At 41.8% G+C, this 17,862-nt stretch carries 12 protein-coding genes, 2 tRNA genes, 1 other RNA gene and 3 riboswitches (1 of these 18 cut by a window edge); of the genes, 1 reads left to right on the top strand and 14 read right to left on the bottom strand.

From position 1 onward, the window contains the following. From nifJ to JR334_09200, 7 genes are all read right to left on the bottom strand, one after another. Positions 1-2,054 carry the 5' portion of a pyruvate:ferredoxin (flavodoxin) oxidoreductase gene (nifJ, locus tag JR334_09230; protein ID QRN85138.1) on the bottom strand. Its footprint begins 1,465 nt before the window's first position, so the window shows 2,054 of its 3,519 coding nt (coding positions 1-2,054); its start codon is at positions 2,052-2,054; its stop codon lies beyond the left edge, outside the window. 173 nt (positions 2,055-2,227) lie between these two features. Further along, a complete protein-coding gene (gene recR / locus JR334_09225) occupies positions 2,228-2,824 on the bottom strand; it encodes a recombination protein RecR (GenBank protein QRN85137.1) in 597 nt (198 codons plus the stop codon). Positions 2,825-2,832: 8 nt separating this feature from the next. Continuing rightward, on the bottom strand, positions 2,833-3,147 hold the full coding sequence (locus tag JR334_09220) for a YbaB/EbfC family nucleoid-associated protein (protein ID QRN85136.1): 315 nt from the start codon (positions 3,145-3,147) through the stop codon (positions 2,833-2,835). A gap of 4 nt (positions 3,148-3,151) precedes the next feature. Further along, a complete protein-coding gene (gene dnaX, locus JR334_09215) occupies positions 3,152-4,795 on the bottom strand; it encodes a DNA polymerase III subunit gamma/tau (GenBank protein QRN85135.1) in 1,644 nt (547 codons plus the stop codon). Between the two features lie 113 nt (positions 4,796-4,908). Beyond that, an RNA gene (gene ffs / locus JR334_09210) (signal recognition particle sRNA large type) lies at positions 4,909-5,173 on the bottom strand. 11 nt (positions 5,174-5,184) lie between these two features. Next, positions 5,185-5,275 (bottom strand) — tRNA-Ser (locus JR334_09205). Between the two features lie 200 nt (positions 5,276-5,475). Further along, positions 5,476-5,552: transfer RNA gene (locus tag JR334_09200), tRNA-Val, on the bottom strand. Between the two features lie 220 nt (positions 5,553-5,772). Between JR334_09200 and srtB the strand changes: the two genes are divergently transcribed. Further along, entirely contained in the window at positions 5,773-6,552 is a 780-nt protein-coding gene (srtB, locus tag JR334_09195; protein ID QRN85134.1) for a class B sortase, read from the top strand. Positions 6,553-6,563: 11 nt separating this feature from the next. Here srtB and JR334_09190 read toward each other — a convergent pair whose 3' ends face one another. From JR334_09190 to JR334_09160, 7 genes are all read right to left on the bottom strand, one after another. Beyond that, positions 6,564-7,904 carry an amidohydrolase gene (locus JR334_09190; GenBank protein ID QRN85133.1) on the bottom strand — a complete coding sequence of 447 codons (1,341 nt, stop codon included), beginning with the start codon at positions 7,902-7,904 and terminating at the stop codon, positions 6,564-6,566. 116 nt (positions 7,905-8,020) lie between these two features. After that, entirely contained in the window at positions 8,021-9,157 is a 1,137-nt protein-coding gene (locus JR334_09185; protein ID QRN85132.1) for a hypothetical protein, read from the bottom strand. Between the two features lie 342 nt (positions 9,158-9,499). Then, positions 9,500-10,318 (bottom strand): transglutaminase domain-containing protein, encoded by an 819-nt coding sequence (locus JR334_09180; protein ID QRN85131.1) that lies wholly within the window; start codon positions 10,316-10,318, stop codon positions 9,500-9,502. A 60-nt stretch (positions 10,319-10,378) separates the two neighbouring features. Next, positions 10,379-10,462, bottom strand: a riboswitch (cyclic di-GMP riboswitch). 42 nt (positions 10,463-10,504) lie between these two features. Further along, positions 10,505-10,588, bottom strand: a riboswitch (cyclic di-GMP riboswitch). A 50-nt stretch (positions 10,589-10,638) separates the two neighbouring features. Then, positions 10,639-10,722, bottom strand: a riboswitch (cyclic di-GMP riboswitch). Positions 10,723-10,839: 117 nt separating this feature from the next. After that, positions 10,840-13,356 (bottom strand): DUF11 domain-containing protein, encoded by a 2,517-nt coding sequence (locus JR334_09175; protein ID QRN85130.1) that lies wholly within the window; start codon positions 13,354-13,356, stop codon positions 10,840-10,842. A gap of 378 nt (positions 13,357-13,734) precedes the next feature. Next, positions 13,735-14,802, bottom strand: coding sequence for a 6-phosphofructokinase (locus JR334_09170; GenBank protein ID QRN85129.1), 1,068 nt, complete (start codon positions 14,800-14,802; stop codon positions 13,735-13,737). A gap of 10 nt (positions 14,803-14,812) precedes the next feature. Next, entirely contained in the window at positions 14,813-15,532 is a 720-nt protein-coding gene (locus JR334_09165) for a CvpA family protein (protein QRN85128.1), read from the bottom strand. Positions 15,533-15,550: 18 nt separating this feature from the next. Beyond that, complete coding sequence (locus JR334_09160) at positions 15,551-17,794, bottom strand: vitamin B12-dependent ribonucleotide reductase (GenBank protein ID QRN85127.1); 2,244 nt, start codon at positions 17,792-17,794, stop codon at positions 15,551-15,553. Between the last annotated feature and the right edge of the window lie 68 nt (positions 17,795-17,862).

The following is a 17,862-nucleotide window of genomic DNA, read 5'->3' as shown; positions in this document are numbered from 1 at the left end:
CTAATCCACTCAGGGATCTTCACTGCAATACCACGTTTTTCATAAGCAGAAGTACCCTGTGGGAAGTGGCCATCTTCAGCACCCAAGAAAGTGCTTACTGGCAAAGAGTCACCCGTCTGTCTGTTGACAGGGATTACTACTTTTTCAATAAACTCAGGAACTTCTTTATCTGGTTTCGCTTCATCAGTAGCGTTAGCCCAGCTAGCCGGCACCTTAACTTCAACTAGCGCATCTACGCCTTTGTCTACTGCATCCCAGTTCATTTTTACAATCTTCTCACCTTTTTTGCCGTAAGCTTTCTCAATGGAATCTTTTAAATAGCCAATGGCTTCATCCAAAGGAATAACTTCTGAAAGCTTGAAGAAAGCGGATTGCATAATCATGTTAGTCCGATTACCTAGTCCAATCGCTCCAGCAATACCAGTGGCATCAATCGTGTAGAACTTAACTTTCTTAGAAGCAATGTCACGCTTCAAAGAAGCCGGAATTTTTTCTTCCAGTTCTTCTGCATCCCAGCTACTGTTCAAAAGGAATATGCCACCCTCTTTGATTCCTGCTAGTAAATCATACTGATTAACATAGGCATGTTGCGAACATGAAATAAATTCTGCATTGTTGATCAGATAAGTTGATTTAATCGGGTTCTTACCGAAACGCAAGTGAGACATGGTGACACCGCCAGACTTCTTGGAGTCATAGGCAAAATATCCTTGTGCATACATGTCGGTATTGTCACCAATAATCTTAATAGCACTCTTGTTGGCACCTACGGTTCCGTCTGAACCTAGACCCCAGAATTTACAAGAAATGGTGCCTTCCGGAGAAGTTACTAGTGTTTTCCCAACTGGTAAGGATAGGTTGGTCACATCATCAACAATACCAAGTGTGAAACCATCCTTCATTTCACCTTCTAGGTTAGCGTAGACCGCCTCAATTTGGTTTGGTGTAGTGTCCTTAGAACCCAATCCATAGCGTCCACCAACAATCACTGGTGCATTTTCTCTTCTATAGAATAAGGAACGAACTTCTTGATACAAAGGTTCTCCCATTGCACCAGGTTCCTTGGTACGATCCAATACTGCAATTTTTTTCACACTGGCAGGAAGCTCAGACAATAGATATTTAGATGAAAATGGTCTGAACAGATGGACTTTTAGTACACCCACTTTTTTGCCCTGTTTGTTAAGGTAATCTACCGTTTCTTCTATGGTCTCAGTAACTGAGCCCATGGCAATTATGATGTTTTCCGCTTCAGGATCACCGTAATAGCTAAACGGTTTATAGGTTCTACCTGTTTTCTCACCAATCTTCTCCATGTAGTCTGCTACGATATCTGCTGTCTCATCGTAAAAACGGTTTGCAGATTCTTTAGCTTGGAAATAGATGTCAGGATTTTGTGCCGTTCCTCTGGTTACTGGATGCTCTGGGTTTAGTGCATTGTCACGGAAGGCTTTAACCTTATCCCAATCCACCAAATCTCTATATTCTTCATCATCCAACAGTTCAATCTTTTGGATTTCATGAGAAGTTCTGAATCCATCAAAGAAATGAACAAATGGAATTTGTCCCTTAATGGCTGCTAGGTGAGCAACACCAGCCAAGTCAGCTGCCTCTTGGACACTACCAGATGCTAGCATAGCAAAACCAGTCTGTCTTACCGCCATTACATCAGAATGGTCGCCAAAAATAGATAAAGCATGACCAGCTACCGCCCTAGCACTTACATGAAATACACCCGGCAGTAATTCGCCGGCGATTTTATACATATTTGGTAGCATTAACAAAAGTCCTTGTGAGGCTGTGAAGGTTGTAGTAAGCGCACCTGTTGCAAGAGCACCATGTACCGCACCTGAAGCTCCTCCTTCGGACTGTAATTCAGCAACGTGTACCGTCTGACCAAAAAGGTTTTTCCTTCCTGTAGCCGACCATACGTCAACATACTCCGCCATTGGTGAAGACGGAGTAATGGGGTAAATTGCTGCAACATCAGTAAACATGTAAGCTACATGTGCTGCTGCAGTATTACCATCCATGGTTTTCATGTATTTTCCCATAGAATGTTCTCCTCCATTATCAAAATATTATAGAAAAGGCTTAATGGTGTTAAGCCCTGCTATCTTTTTCAGCCGATTGTTCAAGGTTATTTAACAAATCGGCGATTTTTGCCCAAATGGACTATAAGATTATATCACAATTCTAATTATTATGAATCGTAAATTCATTTCTGTTAAAAATCTTTCCTGCCCTCTAGTGCATAGCCTAGCGTCAGCTCATCCGCATACTCCAATTCACCACCGATGGGAAGTCCATGAGCTAGTCTACTAACCCGTTCCACCTTGCCCTTCAGTAACCTTGCAATATACATTGATGTTGCTTCTCCTTCAACTGAAGGATTTGTAGCTAAGATAACCTCTGCAAAGTTTCCCTTTTCGACGCGATTAATCAATTCTTCAATACGCAAATCTTCAGGCCCAATGTTCTCCATCGGCGAAATAGAACCATGAAGCACATGGTAACGGCCTCCGAACTTTCCTGATCGTTCTATGGAAAAAACATCCTTCGGCTCCTCAACCACACAGAGTATCTTGTCGCTTCTAGTTTCATCCGTGCATACTTGGCAGGGTGTAACATCTGTTAGGTTAAAGCACACCGGACATTCCACTATTGTCTCTTTGACCTCAATCAAAGCATCTGCCATTTGACGCACACTCTGCTCTGGCATAAACAAAATTTTGTAAGCCAGTCTTTGAGCCGTTTTAGGTCCAATGCCAGGAAGCTTGGTCAGTTGCTTGATTAGGTTCTCTATCGCCTTAACATTCCGCATTATTTCCCCTACATTCCGGGCAAGCTCAGGCCTCCGGTCACTTTCTGCATTTCACTAGATGCCAAATCTTGCGCTTTTCTCAGTCCTTCATTTACAGCACCCAAAATCATATCTTCTAGAATTTCTTTATCCTCTGGATCAATTGCATCTTGATCAATCTCCAGTTGCTTCAACTCCAGTTTACCACTAACAACCACATGTACCGCTCCACCGCCACTTGTAGCTTCTACTTCTTTTTCTTCCAATTCCTTTTGAACTCGAGCCATCTCGGCTTGCATCTTCTGTGCCTGTTTCATCATATTCTTCATGTTGCCAAATCCCATTGTACTAATCCTCCATTATTATGATTTTATCTTCACCAAAAATTCGTTTTACCGTATTAACAATATCGCTCGTTTCGACTTTTTCTTCCGCCTCTGTTTCTTCTAAAGTACAAACTACCGCACATTTTTGGCCACTCGTCTTTTGAATGCATGCCTCTACTTTTTTTCTATTTTCTGGTTTTTCCGCATTTTTCTTATGAAACTCATAGGAAGCCGGGAAGCATAGTACGAGTCTTCCATCTTTCATTTTCGGCGTTCCTTCTTTGACGAAGGCCAATGTGGTAATTTCCCTCTGCTCCTTAAGTTGTTCTAAAACCTTTTCCCAAAGATCTTCTACGTCAGCAGAAAGTTCTTGGTTTGTATTCAGCATTTCACTAGCGGGTTGTTCCTCTTTAGCTGGTATTGCCACAGCCGGTTCAGCTTGGGTCTTTTTGAGTTCTGGTTGCGTTTTCTTCACACCCTCACTCTCTGTCTTGGGAGCTTCTGCCTTCACGGGTATCACTTCAGGCTTAGACTCCTGCTTACGAGCTGGGACCTTGTCAGGAACTGGTATTTCTTCATCAAATCTACGAGACAATTTTATGACTTCCACTTCAAGCAGAAGCTGACCGTCTCCCTCATATTTCATTTTATTCTGTGACGGTGCCAATTGTTCGACCATGGCCAAAATTTTATCTCTGCCAATGGTCTCGCCTTGTGCCTGCATGAGCAAGGCCTGTTCCTTTGTCGTACTTACCAAATCCATACTTCCTTCACCAAGTTGAAGAATAAGCAAGTCACGAAAGTATTGAATCAGATCTCGAAGTAGTTGTCCCGCCTGTTTTCCTCTTTGCAGGGCATCTTGCAACGCAAGCAACGCTTTAGCCGTTTGGCCTAGACGAATTCGTTCCACCCATTCATATAAGAATTCATCCTCAGAAACACCGATAATATCAGCTACTCTTGCTGTACTTAGCATTTCACTGCTTGAGCTAAGGCATTGATCCAACATGCCCAATGCATCCCTAAGCCCACCAGCAGCCATCTTTGCGATAAGATGAAGGGCTTCATCTTCTGCTTGGTAGCCTCCCTCATCGATAACCAACTTCAGTCTTCCCACAATATCTTCCAACGCGATTCTATGAAAATCGTATCGTTGACATCTAGATATGATGGTCATCGGAATCTTGTGTGGCTCCGTAGTTGCCAAAATGAAAACCGCATGTTTTGGGGGCTCCTCAAGCGTTTTCAACAAAGCGTTAAACGCCTCCGGTGTAAGCATATGGACCTCATCAATAATATACACCTTGTAGCTTCCTTCGGCAGGAGATAATTTAATTTTTTCCCTAAGCTCACGAATCTCATCTATCCCTCGGTTGGAAGCAGCGTCAATTTCCAAGATATCCATGTAGGACCCTTCGTTGATTCGCACGCAGTGCTCACACTTATTGCACGGTTCCCCATTCTCAAGGTTCAGGCAATTCAGTGTTTTGGCTAAAATTTTAGCCATCGTGGTCTTTCCAGTTCCTCTGGTACCACAAAATAGGTAAGCATGACTAGTCCGTCCACTCGCCAGTGCATTCTTTATGGTCACAACAACGTGATTCTGTCCAACGACTTCATCAAATGTCTGTGGTCTGTATTTCCTGTATAGTGCCAAATAGCTCATCTTGTCCCTCCATAGAAAGCCCTCATATCATTTTAACAAAAATTCAGCAAATTATCCCTTTAATTATATAAAAAAACAGATTTCCGCTAAGGCAGAAATCTGAAAATATATTGCCGTACACCTAAATTCGAAAACTATCTCCAAGCGTTACTAACCACAGTTAGCTCCTGCCAGGTAGACCTTCGGCACACGAAAAGATTCACTTACCGCTGCTTCCTTCCGGATCTGACGGGATTCATGAGTTTCCGTTGCGAAGGGCCCAGCAATCAACACCACTTATGGTAGGCTGACCTCCAAAACAATCCCCTCGTAAAGGTATTCGACCTCGCTATAGCGGATTGCGAGTACAGGGCACCGCTACCTCCCCGTCTAGTACGGCAAACTCATAATGGCGGAGAGAGGGGGATTCGAACCCCCGTGACGGTATTAGCGTCAACACGATTTCCAATCGTGCGCCTTCAGCCACTCGGCCACCTCTCCATTTATTAAGACTTTTTCTATTATAGCATGCTAACCCATACTGTCCAGTCCTAATTTATTGGTTTTCAAAAATTCTTGGTTTTCCAAGCGCATATTTTGCTAAAAATCACTAGTCGTTATTCTATTTCTTCAATAGAATTGCTTACTTGTTTCGCGCTTGGCAATAAAAAAACTTCCTTCCCTGTAGGGAAGAAAGTTATTGGTGGACAATACCTGACTCGAACAGGTGACCTCTTGCATGTCAAGCAAGCACTCTAACCAACTGAGCTAATCATCCATAGCTTAAACAAGCTTCATCATTAATTTCGTTAATATTATAGCATGAAACCTCTCCTTGTCCATACCTTCCCGTCATCTTTTTCTCTAGCCAAAATCAGATTGATCCTAAAAAGCCTTTCTTTTAGAATAGCTTTCAATCACTTGCTACTTCTTGCAAGTGCCCAAAATAATTCTAACAATCTCACAAGTATGTTATGCTATGCCTAGGAGGATATCATATGAAAAAACGCATAATTAATATCATCTTGTTGTTGATGATTTTAGCCGGTTGTTTTTTAATCAGCCTGCATTTTTGGAATATATATCAGTATAATAAAGCTATTGAAGAAAATGAAAGAATAAAAGACACTTTCTACCAAGCCATGGGAGAAAACGCGTCTAGCGAAATAGAAATACCCGCTGATGAATCAGAGGAAAAACCGCAGAATTGGGGTATTCGAGAAGAATACCTGACTCTATTAGATGAAAATCCAGATACTGTGGGTTGGATTAAGATAGAAGATACCACGATTGACTTGCCTGTAGTCCAGGGTAAAGATAATGTCTTTTATTTGAAGCACGCATACAGTGGTGTTTGGTCTGCCACCGGAACCATTTTCATGGATTACAGGAATGACCTGCAAGACGACAATAATATTCTAGTATATGGACATACCATACGAGCAAACAACATGTTCTCTGAATTGAACCATTATGTAGATACTGCTACTGGGCAAGAATACTACGAATCTCACCCAGAAATTATTTTTAATACTCTGTACCAAGATAACATCTATGACATATTCTCTATTTATATAGTAGACCTCAAAAAAGAAACCTACTATATATACCCAAACTATGAAGGCGAAGCCTTCGAAACCTATTTGGCAGATATACGAAGCAGAAGCATAATTGACAGTGACCTTACCATCACGCAAGCGGATCAAATGCTCACCCTAGTGACCTGTTATCCTCCACTAGATGATGCCCGCGTTATCGTCCATGCTGTAAAACAATAATATTTTAACTATTACAAAACCATGCCAGCACGATTAGCCACTTCTAATTGTGCTTTTTTTGCTTCAAAAAGTACTCTTTCCTTGTCTAAGGTCAGGCACTCACCCTCGCAAACCAGTTGGTGCCCACGCACATAAACGTCACTAACGTCGCTACCATTTGCACAGTAAACCAACGCTCCATATGGGTTTCGGAAAGGTTGCAGATGTGCTGCATCTAGATTGATGGTAATCATGTCCGCGTCCTTACCAACCTCTAATGTACCAATACGGTTGCTTTGGTATAGGCTTTTCGCACCACCTTTGGTCGCCATCCCAAGACAGGTTTCAGCATTCATCAGCGATGAATCTTTCTGTTGGAATTTATGCAGCAAAGCTACCATCCGCATTTCTCTAAATACATCATGGGTGTTGTTGCAAGCCGCTGCGTCCGTTCCCAATGAAACAGTGGCACCGTTAGCAAGCATAGCTGGAATGTTAGCATATCCCATTCCTACTTTCATGGCAGAAACAGGGCAATGCACTAGGCTTGCACGAGACTTTTTTAAGTAGATTAAATCACTGTCTGGTAGGCAGGTGCCATGGATAATCAGCAGTTTTCTATCCAGTAAACCTTTATCTGCCAATAACTGAAGTGGACTGCATCCTGCTTCTGTGTTAATCTTCTGAACGTCTTCTGCAGATTCCGCATAATGCAAAGTAGAGGTAAAATCATATTCATCCATTGCTTCTCGCACAAGATCCAACAATTCTGCATCATACATACCTGTCCATCGTGGGCCAAGCCAGATATCGACAAGACTATCTTTTCTCCTATTTTTCTTGCATGTTACAGCCTCCCCTAACGCTTCAGAAAAACGCTCACGCAACTGTGGCGGTAGCAATATATCCTTCTTCTCACGCATCACCACTTTAGATAGCATCGCTCTCATGCCAATTTTTTCCACTTCTTCAGCTAAAGCATCCAGTCCATAATGAATAACCATTGACTCAACAAAGGTAGTCGTTCCCGACTTAAGCATCTCTAGCATAGCAAGTCTCGCACCAGCCAAGAAGCTTTCCGTGGTATGGGCTGCTTGGAAGGGCCATACCCTATCAAAAAGCCACGGTTCCAGTTCCATATCATCTGCCTGGTTGCGGAGCAATGCTTGCGAAAGATGTATGTGAGCATTGATTAGTCCCGGCATCAAAAGCTTTCCTTTTAGATCAACCTTTTCTACTCGAGGATACTTTTCCAGAAGACTCCTCTCTCCAACAGCATAGATTCTCCCATTATCTTCTACCAAGACTCCATCCGAATAGTAATGATGCTCATCATCCATTGTTAGTATTGGACCATTGAAAAACAATCTCAAGTTAATCTACCTCCACTTTCTTGTTTTCTTAGTATTAAGAATAATACAGGAAAGAGCCTAGGGCACTTTCCCGTATTATCATTATCTTTTATTTTCATCTCTTTTATATAGATAAGCTATGGTTTGTCTATCAATAATACCGTAACCATAATCATATCATTTGCATCAACTTGTATACCCACACCAACATGATTGAAAACCGGATTCAAAAGAATGTCACGATGCTGCTTGGAATTACAAAAGGCATCAAATGCTAATTTGGCATTCCTATCATAGGCTAGCGTTTCACCCATATAATCATAAACGACGTTGAAAGTATCTAACATCTCTTTTGGAGAACCATACACGGGCGAAGTATGGCTAAAATAATCACGCTCTACCAATTCTTTAGACTTTATTCTAGCAATATCCCTAAGCTCACAGTCCAGTTCTAAAAGGCACAGCCCCTTCGAACTCCGAAGGTCATTGATTAGTTGATACATACTCTTTTCTTCTTGGGTCAAACTAATCGATTGTGTTTCCGGACTTACAGTAGTTACTGTGTTCGCTGGCGCTACTACCTGCTCTATCTTAGGTTCAACTTCAGCCTCTGTTATAGGCCTTTCAACGTTCTCTACCTCAGGCTCCACCGTTTCTGTGACTGGCTTTACTTCAGGCTTCACAGCTTCTGAAACCGCTGTTCCTTCTGCTTCCACAGTTTCTGAAATTGACCCTTCTTCTACTTCAAGTATTGGCTCATGTTCTTTTGCTGTTGATCGTTCTTCCTCGATTTTTATTGATTTTTCATTGTCTGGATCTTGGTATTCTATTGGAACTTGGGATGTATCTCGTTCTGCAGCATTGGCAGGAGCGACGCTTGCACTGAGAAAGAAGCTTAAACTTTTCGGCTGTTCATCTATGGTAAAGGAACATCCTGTATAACTTGAATTTAGAATTACCTCTTGATTTGTTATTTCATCTTCAAACGCTTTTGCTTCATTTAAAGATATGTATCCAACGACGCCAGCCTGGGCCTGGATTCCCAAAACGTCACGGAAGCGAGATACTACTTCATATACTTGTCCTTTTCTTACGTAGCCTATCACTTGGCTTTCCCTACCAGGACCGTCTCTAAGCTGACACTGTTCAGAAGAAATTGTCACCAACGATGCTTGAGAATTGTCTGTACTTCCAAGACTAGTATATGCATACAAAACCATTGGTATGAAAAATAGAATAAATACTATCATTAGCACCCATGCCTGTTTTCTCATTCCGCCTTGCCCCCAGTCCTACTTTCCCAGATACTACTCTGTGCACCTTTCAACAGAACTCACTTTACAACTATTATACCATTTATTTAGAAATATTATGTATTGCTCTTTTTGCGAAATCAGATGCTATATAACAAGCTGATTACAAAGTCAATACTACTCGCTTTTTCACGTTAACGCATTTCCCAGTAAATTAACTGATTCACTTTTCATTTTAGTTTTCTCTATATATAAAAGACCCTATGGTCTTAGGCGCTCACAAATAGAGTGTCTAGTTCATAGGGTCAAATTGAATGATGTTAGTATTATGATATTTCGATTTTTATCTTGTTGGCACGATTTCTACATCTCGTGTAAAATTTGCAATTTTGAAGCAGATTTTATCATCTGGTAGCTAGATCCATTTGCGTAATAGTAAGAATCTGCAGTGGTATCTATATTCACCCAACCACTTCCTTCTAAATAAACTTGATTCCAAGCATGATAACCTGCCATCTCAGTTGAATAACCTTTAATCAGTTTAGTAGGAACACCCACGCTACGAAGCATACCGGCCATCAGTGCTGAATAATCATAGCAGATGCCTTTTTTCTCAAGCATACACTCTTCAATATTTGTACGATAACCTGGTTTCAAGCTGGCAGCTTTGGCGTAATCATACTTAAAATTTTTAACTATATAGTTATAGATGATATCAACTTTCTCTTTATCATTGACTGCATTAGCCGTTAACCTCTGAGCCAACTGGATGCTGGTCATCTCCTGGTTCCACTCAATATTTTGAATAGAACCAAGATATAGGGAGGTTGGGTCTTCTAAGGTAAGTTCAACTTGTGTACTATCTACACCAAAATACGATGAACCTTCATACTGTTTCAAAACAGATATCTGGTAACTGCCGTTACCTGATGGCAAGGGGTAGCTCTCCATTTTGCCAGCTTCAAGGTCATAGTATTGATTTTCTTGTGTATCTACTTTTAAAATTTTGACTTTCAATGGTTTGTCGGTGTCTTGGTTGTAGCATATGCTTATAATTCCTTGATCCAATTGTGACTCATCAAATTGAACCACCGATTCTTCTTGCGCTAACGCAGCAGTCGGAAAACTCATGCACAGGGTCGCGAGCAATAAAATTGCTCCTATCATCTTTTTGATCCTCATAACGGAACTCCTTTTTAGATGATAGCTTCGACGATATTTACCCATTAAAAAAACCTTACTTTCGGGAACCGGCTGCCATGCACATTTGTGCGAAGGCCCTTGGCTTTGCGTCCCTAGCTTTCGCTAGGTTTGCCATTATCGTACTAAAGCTTCATTTGGGATTTTTCCCAACAAAAAAACCTCATTTTCGGGAACCGGCTGCCATGCACATTTGTGCGAAGGCCCTTGGCTTTGCGTCCCTAGCTTTCGCTAGGTTTGCCATTATCGTACTAAAGTTAAATATAGTGCACATATAATTTTTCCAACATAAAAACTATACATGCGGAAACCGGCTGCCATGCACGTGTGTGCGAAGGCCCTTGGCTTTGCGTCTCTAGCTTTCACTAGATTTGCCATTGTCACTATATAGCTTGCTTTACAACTATAGAACAATTATAAAAATTTGTCAAATCTTACCGTAATACAAGATATTCCTCGCAAGATCTCCGAAGAGACCTTGCGAGTTCAACCTTATAGTTTACTTAAAACTTCTTCTTTATTAGTGCTGCCGCAGCAAGCATCAATACTCCCATTCCACCAACCATGTCGCCACTCACGCCAGTAAATGGCAATGCAGCGGGTTCATACGGTGCTTCAGGAACTACTACTGGAACTGCTTCAGGAACTGCTTCAGGATCTGGAACTAGTTCCGGAATTGGTGTCGGGTCTGGATCTGGAATTGGGTCTGGATCTGGATCTGGATCCGGATCTGGATCATTGTCCCTTGTCCTTACCTTAACGTATGCATCGTCCTCATCGTAAAGTTCCATTTCATCATCACGTACATACGCAGTATTCGTAACCGAACTTCTCGGACTGGAATCGATATCTACAGACCAGACAGCGCCTGGTTCTAACATATCAATAATAAATTCTTCGTCCAAAATTTCATCGACTACTAACAAATCATACAGAGTATAATCACCGGTGTTGGTCACAGTGATAGTATAGGTTACTTCTTGTCCTCTGTATATGCTGGAATCATCAACAGACTTATCGATATCTAAGTCATACTCATCTTCTGGAGGATCATCGTAGGAACAAGCTGTTACACTATCCCATCTCGTTATCTCTCCAATAGAAGGACAATCGCTTGGCGGAGTGTCATCAACAACTCTTGCCAAATCAATTGGAGTAAGACCATATACGTAGCCATACGTCGCATAAACTACATTGGTAATGCAGTCTTCGTCTTCAAAGGTCCAGTCTAAATCATAATCTGGATACTCAAAGTATACGACTTCATCAACAGCAAGGTCTATTCCTAGTTCGCTTATGCCTAACATAGGATCTACAACGTTTACATTTTCAACTGCATCGCCCAAATTTTCCAAGCGAATTGTGAAGTATACTGTATCTCCTACCGGAACGCTGTCTCTGTCCACTGTTTTGCTAATTTCAAAATCAATGTCAGGACATGGAATTTCTTCCCTTGCACAGGCAGTTGCACTATCCCACTCCGTAATCATTTCCATTGATGGGCATTGTTCATCTGACTGAACTCTCATATTTGGTTGATCACCATACACGTAGCCATACGTTGCGTACACTACATTGGTAACACAACCTGGTTCATCCATCACATAGGCCAATGACTCATAGTCTGGATATTCAAAGTATACTACTTCGTCAACAGCAAGGTCTATTCCTAGTTCGCTTATGCCTAACATAGAATCTACAACGTTCACGTTTTCAACTGCATCGCCCATATTTTCCAAGCGAATTGTGAAGTATACTGTATCTCCTACAGTAACGCTGTCTCTGTCCACGGTTTTGCTAATTTCAAAATCAATATCAGGACAAGGAATTTCTTCCGTTGCACAAACAGCTACGCTATCCCATTCAGTAATCATCTTACCTGGATGGCATCGATCATCTGTTTGAACTGTCCTAGGTACTTGACCACCGTAAACATAACCATAGGTTGCATACACTACATTGGTAACACAAACTGGTTCATCCATCACGTAAGCTAATGAATCATAATCTTCAAAATATACAACTTCACCGACATCCAAATCTACATCAAGCATCTGGAAGTCTAGCATAGGATCAACTACGTTAATTCCTTCAACGGCGTCACCCAGATTTTCCAAACGAATTGTGAAGTATACTGTATCTCCTGCTGTTACTTGATTATCATTCACAGTTTTTGTAACTTCGAAATCAATATTGGGGCAAGTAATAACTTCAGGACAAACTTCTACACTATCCCAACGAATCACTTCAATCGGTGGACATGGATAGTGACAATCATCATCACATCTAGAAGTCATAGCCGCATTACTATATGAAGCATACACTACATTGGTGACGCAATCATCACCCATTACCATCGATAAATCTTTATACTCCTCATACTCGAAATATACAACTTCATCTTCCTCTAGACTAATACCTGACATTTCGAATCCCAACAGATCATCGACTACTTCAATGCCTTCCACTGGATCTCCCAGATTTTCTAGACGTATGGTGTAGTTGATCATTTCTCCTACTGGAACATTGAGCTTTTCAGCTGTCTTAGTGATTGCAAAATCAATCTCCGGACAATCCATCGTGTAGTAGCAGAAGTTTATATGACTAATCGCATGTTTACTAGATGGTGCCATATTGAAATCTTCTTGTATTCCTGAAACATACGTGGTCAAATTATCAAGTGGATTATCGTTCCCGGCTTTGATGTATACCTGTTTAACGTATACATTATCATTCGTGGATCTCCAATCAAATCGGTGATAGTCACCATCGTCTCCCGATGTAAAGCGTACCTCAATGCCTGCACCAACAGAAATCCAAACATCCAAATCCGCGGTAATTTGATCAACGTTATCTAATTTGACTCTAGTCGTTCCAGGGGGGCACGCAGGATCTTGTGATCCACCGCCGCCCTTAGCTAGTGAAGCAGGTGCCATAGATAGTGTGAAAAATAATGTCATTAATACTGCCATCATGACAGCTGTTACTTTAGTTTGACTTGCATATCTTAATTTTCGCAAACTTCTCACTCCCTTCATTCTTGTTACAATTCGATTCAGCAAATTAACCTAGTGCTAATTGTGAATCATTCAATCTGTTCCATCACTCATCGCTATTACTTATTTATGCTATGATTTGAAAACACACAGGGATATCGTTGCTTTCAATTTAAGTCCCACTTTCTGTCACAATTCCACTTTGAAATCTGTCACCTCCTATCATTACCATTTTGCAATTTATTTTTTGCATATGGTAGCTACTTCTTTATATGTAAAGTATAGTCCTAACTTCTTTGATTGGCAAAATATATGAACGAAAATATTTAATTTGCTTTCAGAAGTGCTTAAACTTTTAATTTACATAAAAAAAAGACCTTTGCAGGTCTTTTAAAAATAGAATTATTCATCACCAAAGCAGGTCCCTATGCTTCGTGCTGCTATCAGAATTCTATCTTCTTCATCAACATAGCGAACCTTGTCTGCCACTACAGCCAAATCAACTGAGCTGACACGGCCATCAATTAGAGCCACCATTCGACCGTAGTCACCCGCATGCAGCATATCTGCCGCATAAGAACCCATCTTAGTCGCTAATATCCGGTCCCAAGCATTGGGAATTCCTCCACGTTGCACATAACCTAATACGGTAATACGTGATTCCAGTCCAGTCGCTTTTTCAATCGCCTTCGCGACTCGGTAGCCAGCACTAGGGCTTTCTGCTAGAAACTTCTTGCGTTGATTTTTCTTCATGGCTGCTTCTTTTTTGCTTAGTGCCCCCTCCGCTACTACCACGATGGAGAATTCTTTACCCTGTTCAGCTCTTTTATTAATAGCCCTGGCTACACATTCAATATCATACGGCAACTCAGGTAAGAGAATAACGTCCCCACCACCAGCTACACCAGCATAAAGTGCCAGCCAACCGGCATGGTGTCCCATAAGTTCAATAACCATAATACGATTGTGCGAGTGCGCCGTAGTATGGATACGGTCAATCGCCTCTGTTGCAATCGTCACCGCAGAACTAAAACCAAAGCACTGTTCCGTCCCGACTATATCGTTATCAATCGTCTTAGGCAAGCCAATTACATTGATACCGACTGCTTCTTGCAACTGGTAGGCTTTCTTGTTGGTTCCGTTGCCTCCTAGTACTATCAGGCAATCCAAATCCAATTCGTCATATACTTCCCGAATGATTGCAGGTTTATCCCGGTAATCGCCCGGTTCATTCTTCATTATCTTTTCCCGAGAAGTGCCTAAAATTGTTCCACCTACGGTAAGGATTCCAGAAACACTAGCTGGTGTCAGAATCCGGTATTCACGATCTAGTATTCCCTTATAGCCATGCTGAAAACCGATGGCTTCCATATTATATTTTTCATGTGCGGTCTTGACGATGGCCCGAATGGTCGCATTCAATCCAGGACAATCTCCCCCAGCTGTTAGGATGCCAAATCTCTTATTCATCTATTCCTCCTTAACTATTATGGATACTAGCTATGCCACTCGTCACACTAATCATCAGGTTTGTATAAATACCAGACTCAAGAATAAAAGTAGCAATTTTGGATTCCCTCAAGATATCCAATAATCCTCCCCCCACCATAGTAAGAGAAATGGGTGTCAGCACGGACACAATGAAGAATACCAGCAACACCCCTATTAGGCTGCCCAGTACCAAACCAACGATTCGATCTGTTGCCGTCAGTAAGAGCGAAAGAGAAAGTACCTTTTGCACTATGCTTCCAACAATACCAAGCAGTATCTTCACCACGACAAAAAGTAGAATGGCAGATACTGCCAGCAAGATGTAATAAGCAAATGTATCGCCTGCAGTGCTGAAGTCCATGCCGTTGTTAGCCATCCCTATGTTGTTTGTAAAGGCATCCGACGCAAAGCTCTGGACTAATGCTTTAATTTGCGTAAACTCCGGCATGGTTGCAATATCCTGCATGGAAAATTTTGAAGCCACGCCATCACTAACTAAGGATTGCAAATTGCTGTTAATGCTTTCACTAAGTGATTCATCCCAGGAAGAATTGGCAATAAACCACATAGCAAGATGCGATGAATACAGTTTCGCCACCACAAAGGCCACAACATAACCGCCTAGGCTGAAAAGTACCCTAACCATCCCTTTTGCAAATCCCCAAATCGCAGCGATAATTAAAATCACCAGTAATATTAAGTCCAGCATTACAGCCTCCTTCTTACTCTAGCCACACTTTGAATAACCGCATGCACGACAAATCATGCATCCTCCCTCGTGTTCAACGGGGCTACCACACTCAGGACAAACGCCTTGGTCTGGTGTCTTGGCTAATCCTTCTTCTTCATCTATTCTCTGAATAATATCAAATGTATCTTGCTCTGTTGGTATATAGGTACGAAGCGTCTTTTCCAAAGCTTTCCCAATGGCATCTGGACAAGAAAGCACTGTTACCTCTTGGTCTGTTACCTTGCGGCGTAAAGTCGATTGACATCGAATCCCCTTGAGCTGTTCAATAATGGCATCAGGTGTTACACCTGCTCTAAGTGCAATTGAAATCAAACGGCTTGTTGCCTCACTTTGGCTAGGGCAGCCGCCACCGCGGCCCAAGTTTGTAAACACCTCGCAGATACCCTTCTCATCATAGTTTACAGTTATGTATAAATTACCACAACCAATTTTTAACTTTTCTGTGACTCCTTGTGTCATTTGAGGTCTAGTTCTGGGTTTTATATGTTCTTCTTGGGTTTTTTCAACCGGTTTTTCCTTCTTCTTTCCACTGGAAAGAACTTGGTTGTCTCTTGATCCATCACGGTATATGGTAATGCCTTTAAGGCCTAGCTTATACGCATTCTGGTATACCTCCTTCACGAGAGCTATATCCGCATCCTCGCTCATATTAACCGTTTTGGAAACCGCATTATCTGTATGTTCTTGGAAAGCCGCTTGCATCCTCACATGAGTATTTGATGAAACATCTGGAGATGTGATAAAAACTTTTGCCAAGGAATCCGGTAGATAATCAGATGCATCACCACCAGCTTTTAAGATTTCGCTCGCCACCTTCTGTGCATCCTTACCCTGGGCTGTAAGCGAGGCAGCAAAGACTGGATTAATCTCTACCATCCTAGTACCATCCATCACATTTCGCTCATATGCGAGAGCAAAAAGTGGTTCTATGCCACTGCTGACGCCAGCAATCAGGCTAATCGTACCAGTAGGAGCAATCGTCGTTCTGGTTGCATTCCGTGGTCGTATCTCGCTCCCCTTATATATACTTTTGTCGAAAGCTGAGAAAACACCTCTTTTTTCGGCTAGTTCTATAGATTTTTCCAAGGCATACTCATCAATAGCCTTCATAATTCTTTTGGCAACCTGAATCGCTTCATTCGATTCATAGGATATCCCCATGTGCAAAAGCACATCAGCAAATCCCATCACGCCCAAACCAATCTTTCTAGTGCTTTTGCTCACGCGCTCGATTTCTTCTAGAGGGTAGCGATTGGCATCAATCACATTATCTAGAAAGTGAACCGCTCTATGCACCGTTTCACGCAACTTATCATAATCTACTTCCGTGCCACTTTTTCCAAGCATCTTGACTAAGTTTATGGACCCCAAATTGCAAGATTCATACGGTAGAAGGGGTTGTTCTCCACAAGGATTTGTACTTTCAATCTCACCCAATCCCGGTACTGTGTTTTTATCATTCATACGATCAATAAACACGATTCCCGGTTCACCTGTTTTCCATGCTTGGTAGGCAATCTTTTCAAATACCTCTTTGGCCTTCAATTGTCCGACTACGTTTCCATTGGAAGGGTCAACAAGATCATACTCGCCATTATTTGCCAAGGCCTCCATAAAAACATCCGTAAGGGCAACACTAATATTGAAATTGTTTATTTCTGAGGTATCTTCTTTGCAGGAAATAAAGTCTAGGATATCCGGATGGTCCACACGCAAGATTCCCATGTTGGCGCCTCTTCTTGTACCACCCTGTTTAACGGCTTCGGTTGCTGCATTATATACCTTCATAAAGCTAATAGGACCTGACGCAACTCCACCTGTGGATTTAACCATTGACCCACTCGGTCTCAGTCTAGAAAAGCTAAAGCCAGTACCCCCACCGCTCTTATGGATTAAGGCTGCATTTTTAACACCATCAAAGATGCCCTCCATGCTATCCTCTACCGGCAAAACGAAGCAGGCAGCCAGTTGCCCCAAATCTCCGCCGGCATTCATCAAGGTCGGTGAATTAGGCAAAAATTCCAGCTCGTCCATCATATGGTAAAACTCTTCTTCTGTGGCTTTCACATCCGCCTTTTTGTCATAGTTTCGCTCTACCTCAGCAATCGCTCTTGCCACTCTTCGGAGCATTTCCTCTGGTGTTTCAATTAGATTTCCATACTCGTCCTTATGTAAATAGCGCCGCTCAAGCACCAATTTTGCATTTTCACTAATATTCATGTGATACCCCCCTATATGCTAATTTTATTCTAATCTTATACTATATATAGTATTATTTCTAGTGCTAT

The sequence above is a fragment of the Clostridia bacterium genome, from assembly GCA_016887505.1.
Taxonomy (GTDB): Bacteria; Bacillota; TC1; order TC1; family UBA5767; genus UBA5767.
The sequence above is the reverse complement of the archived record's forward strand: the minus strand, read 5'-3'. Positions and strand labels throughout refer to the sequence as shown.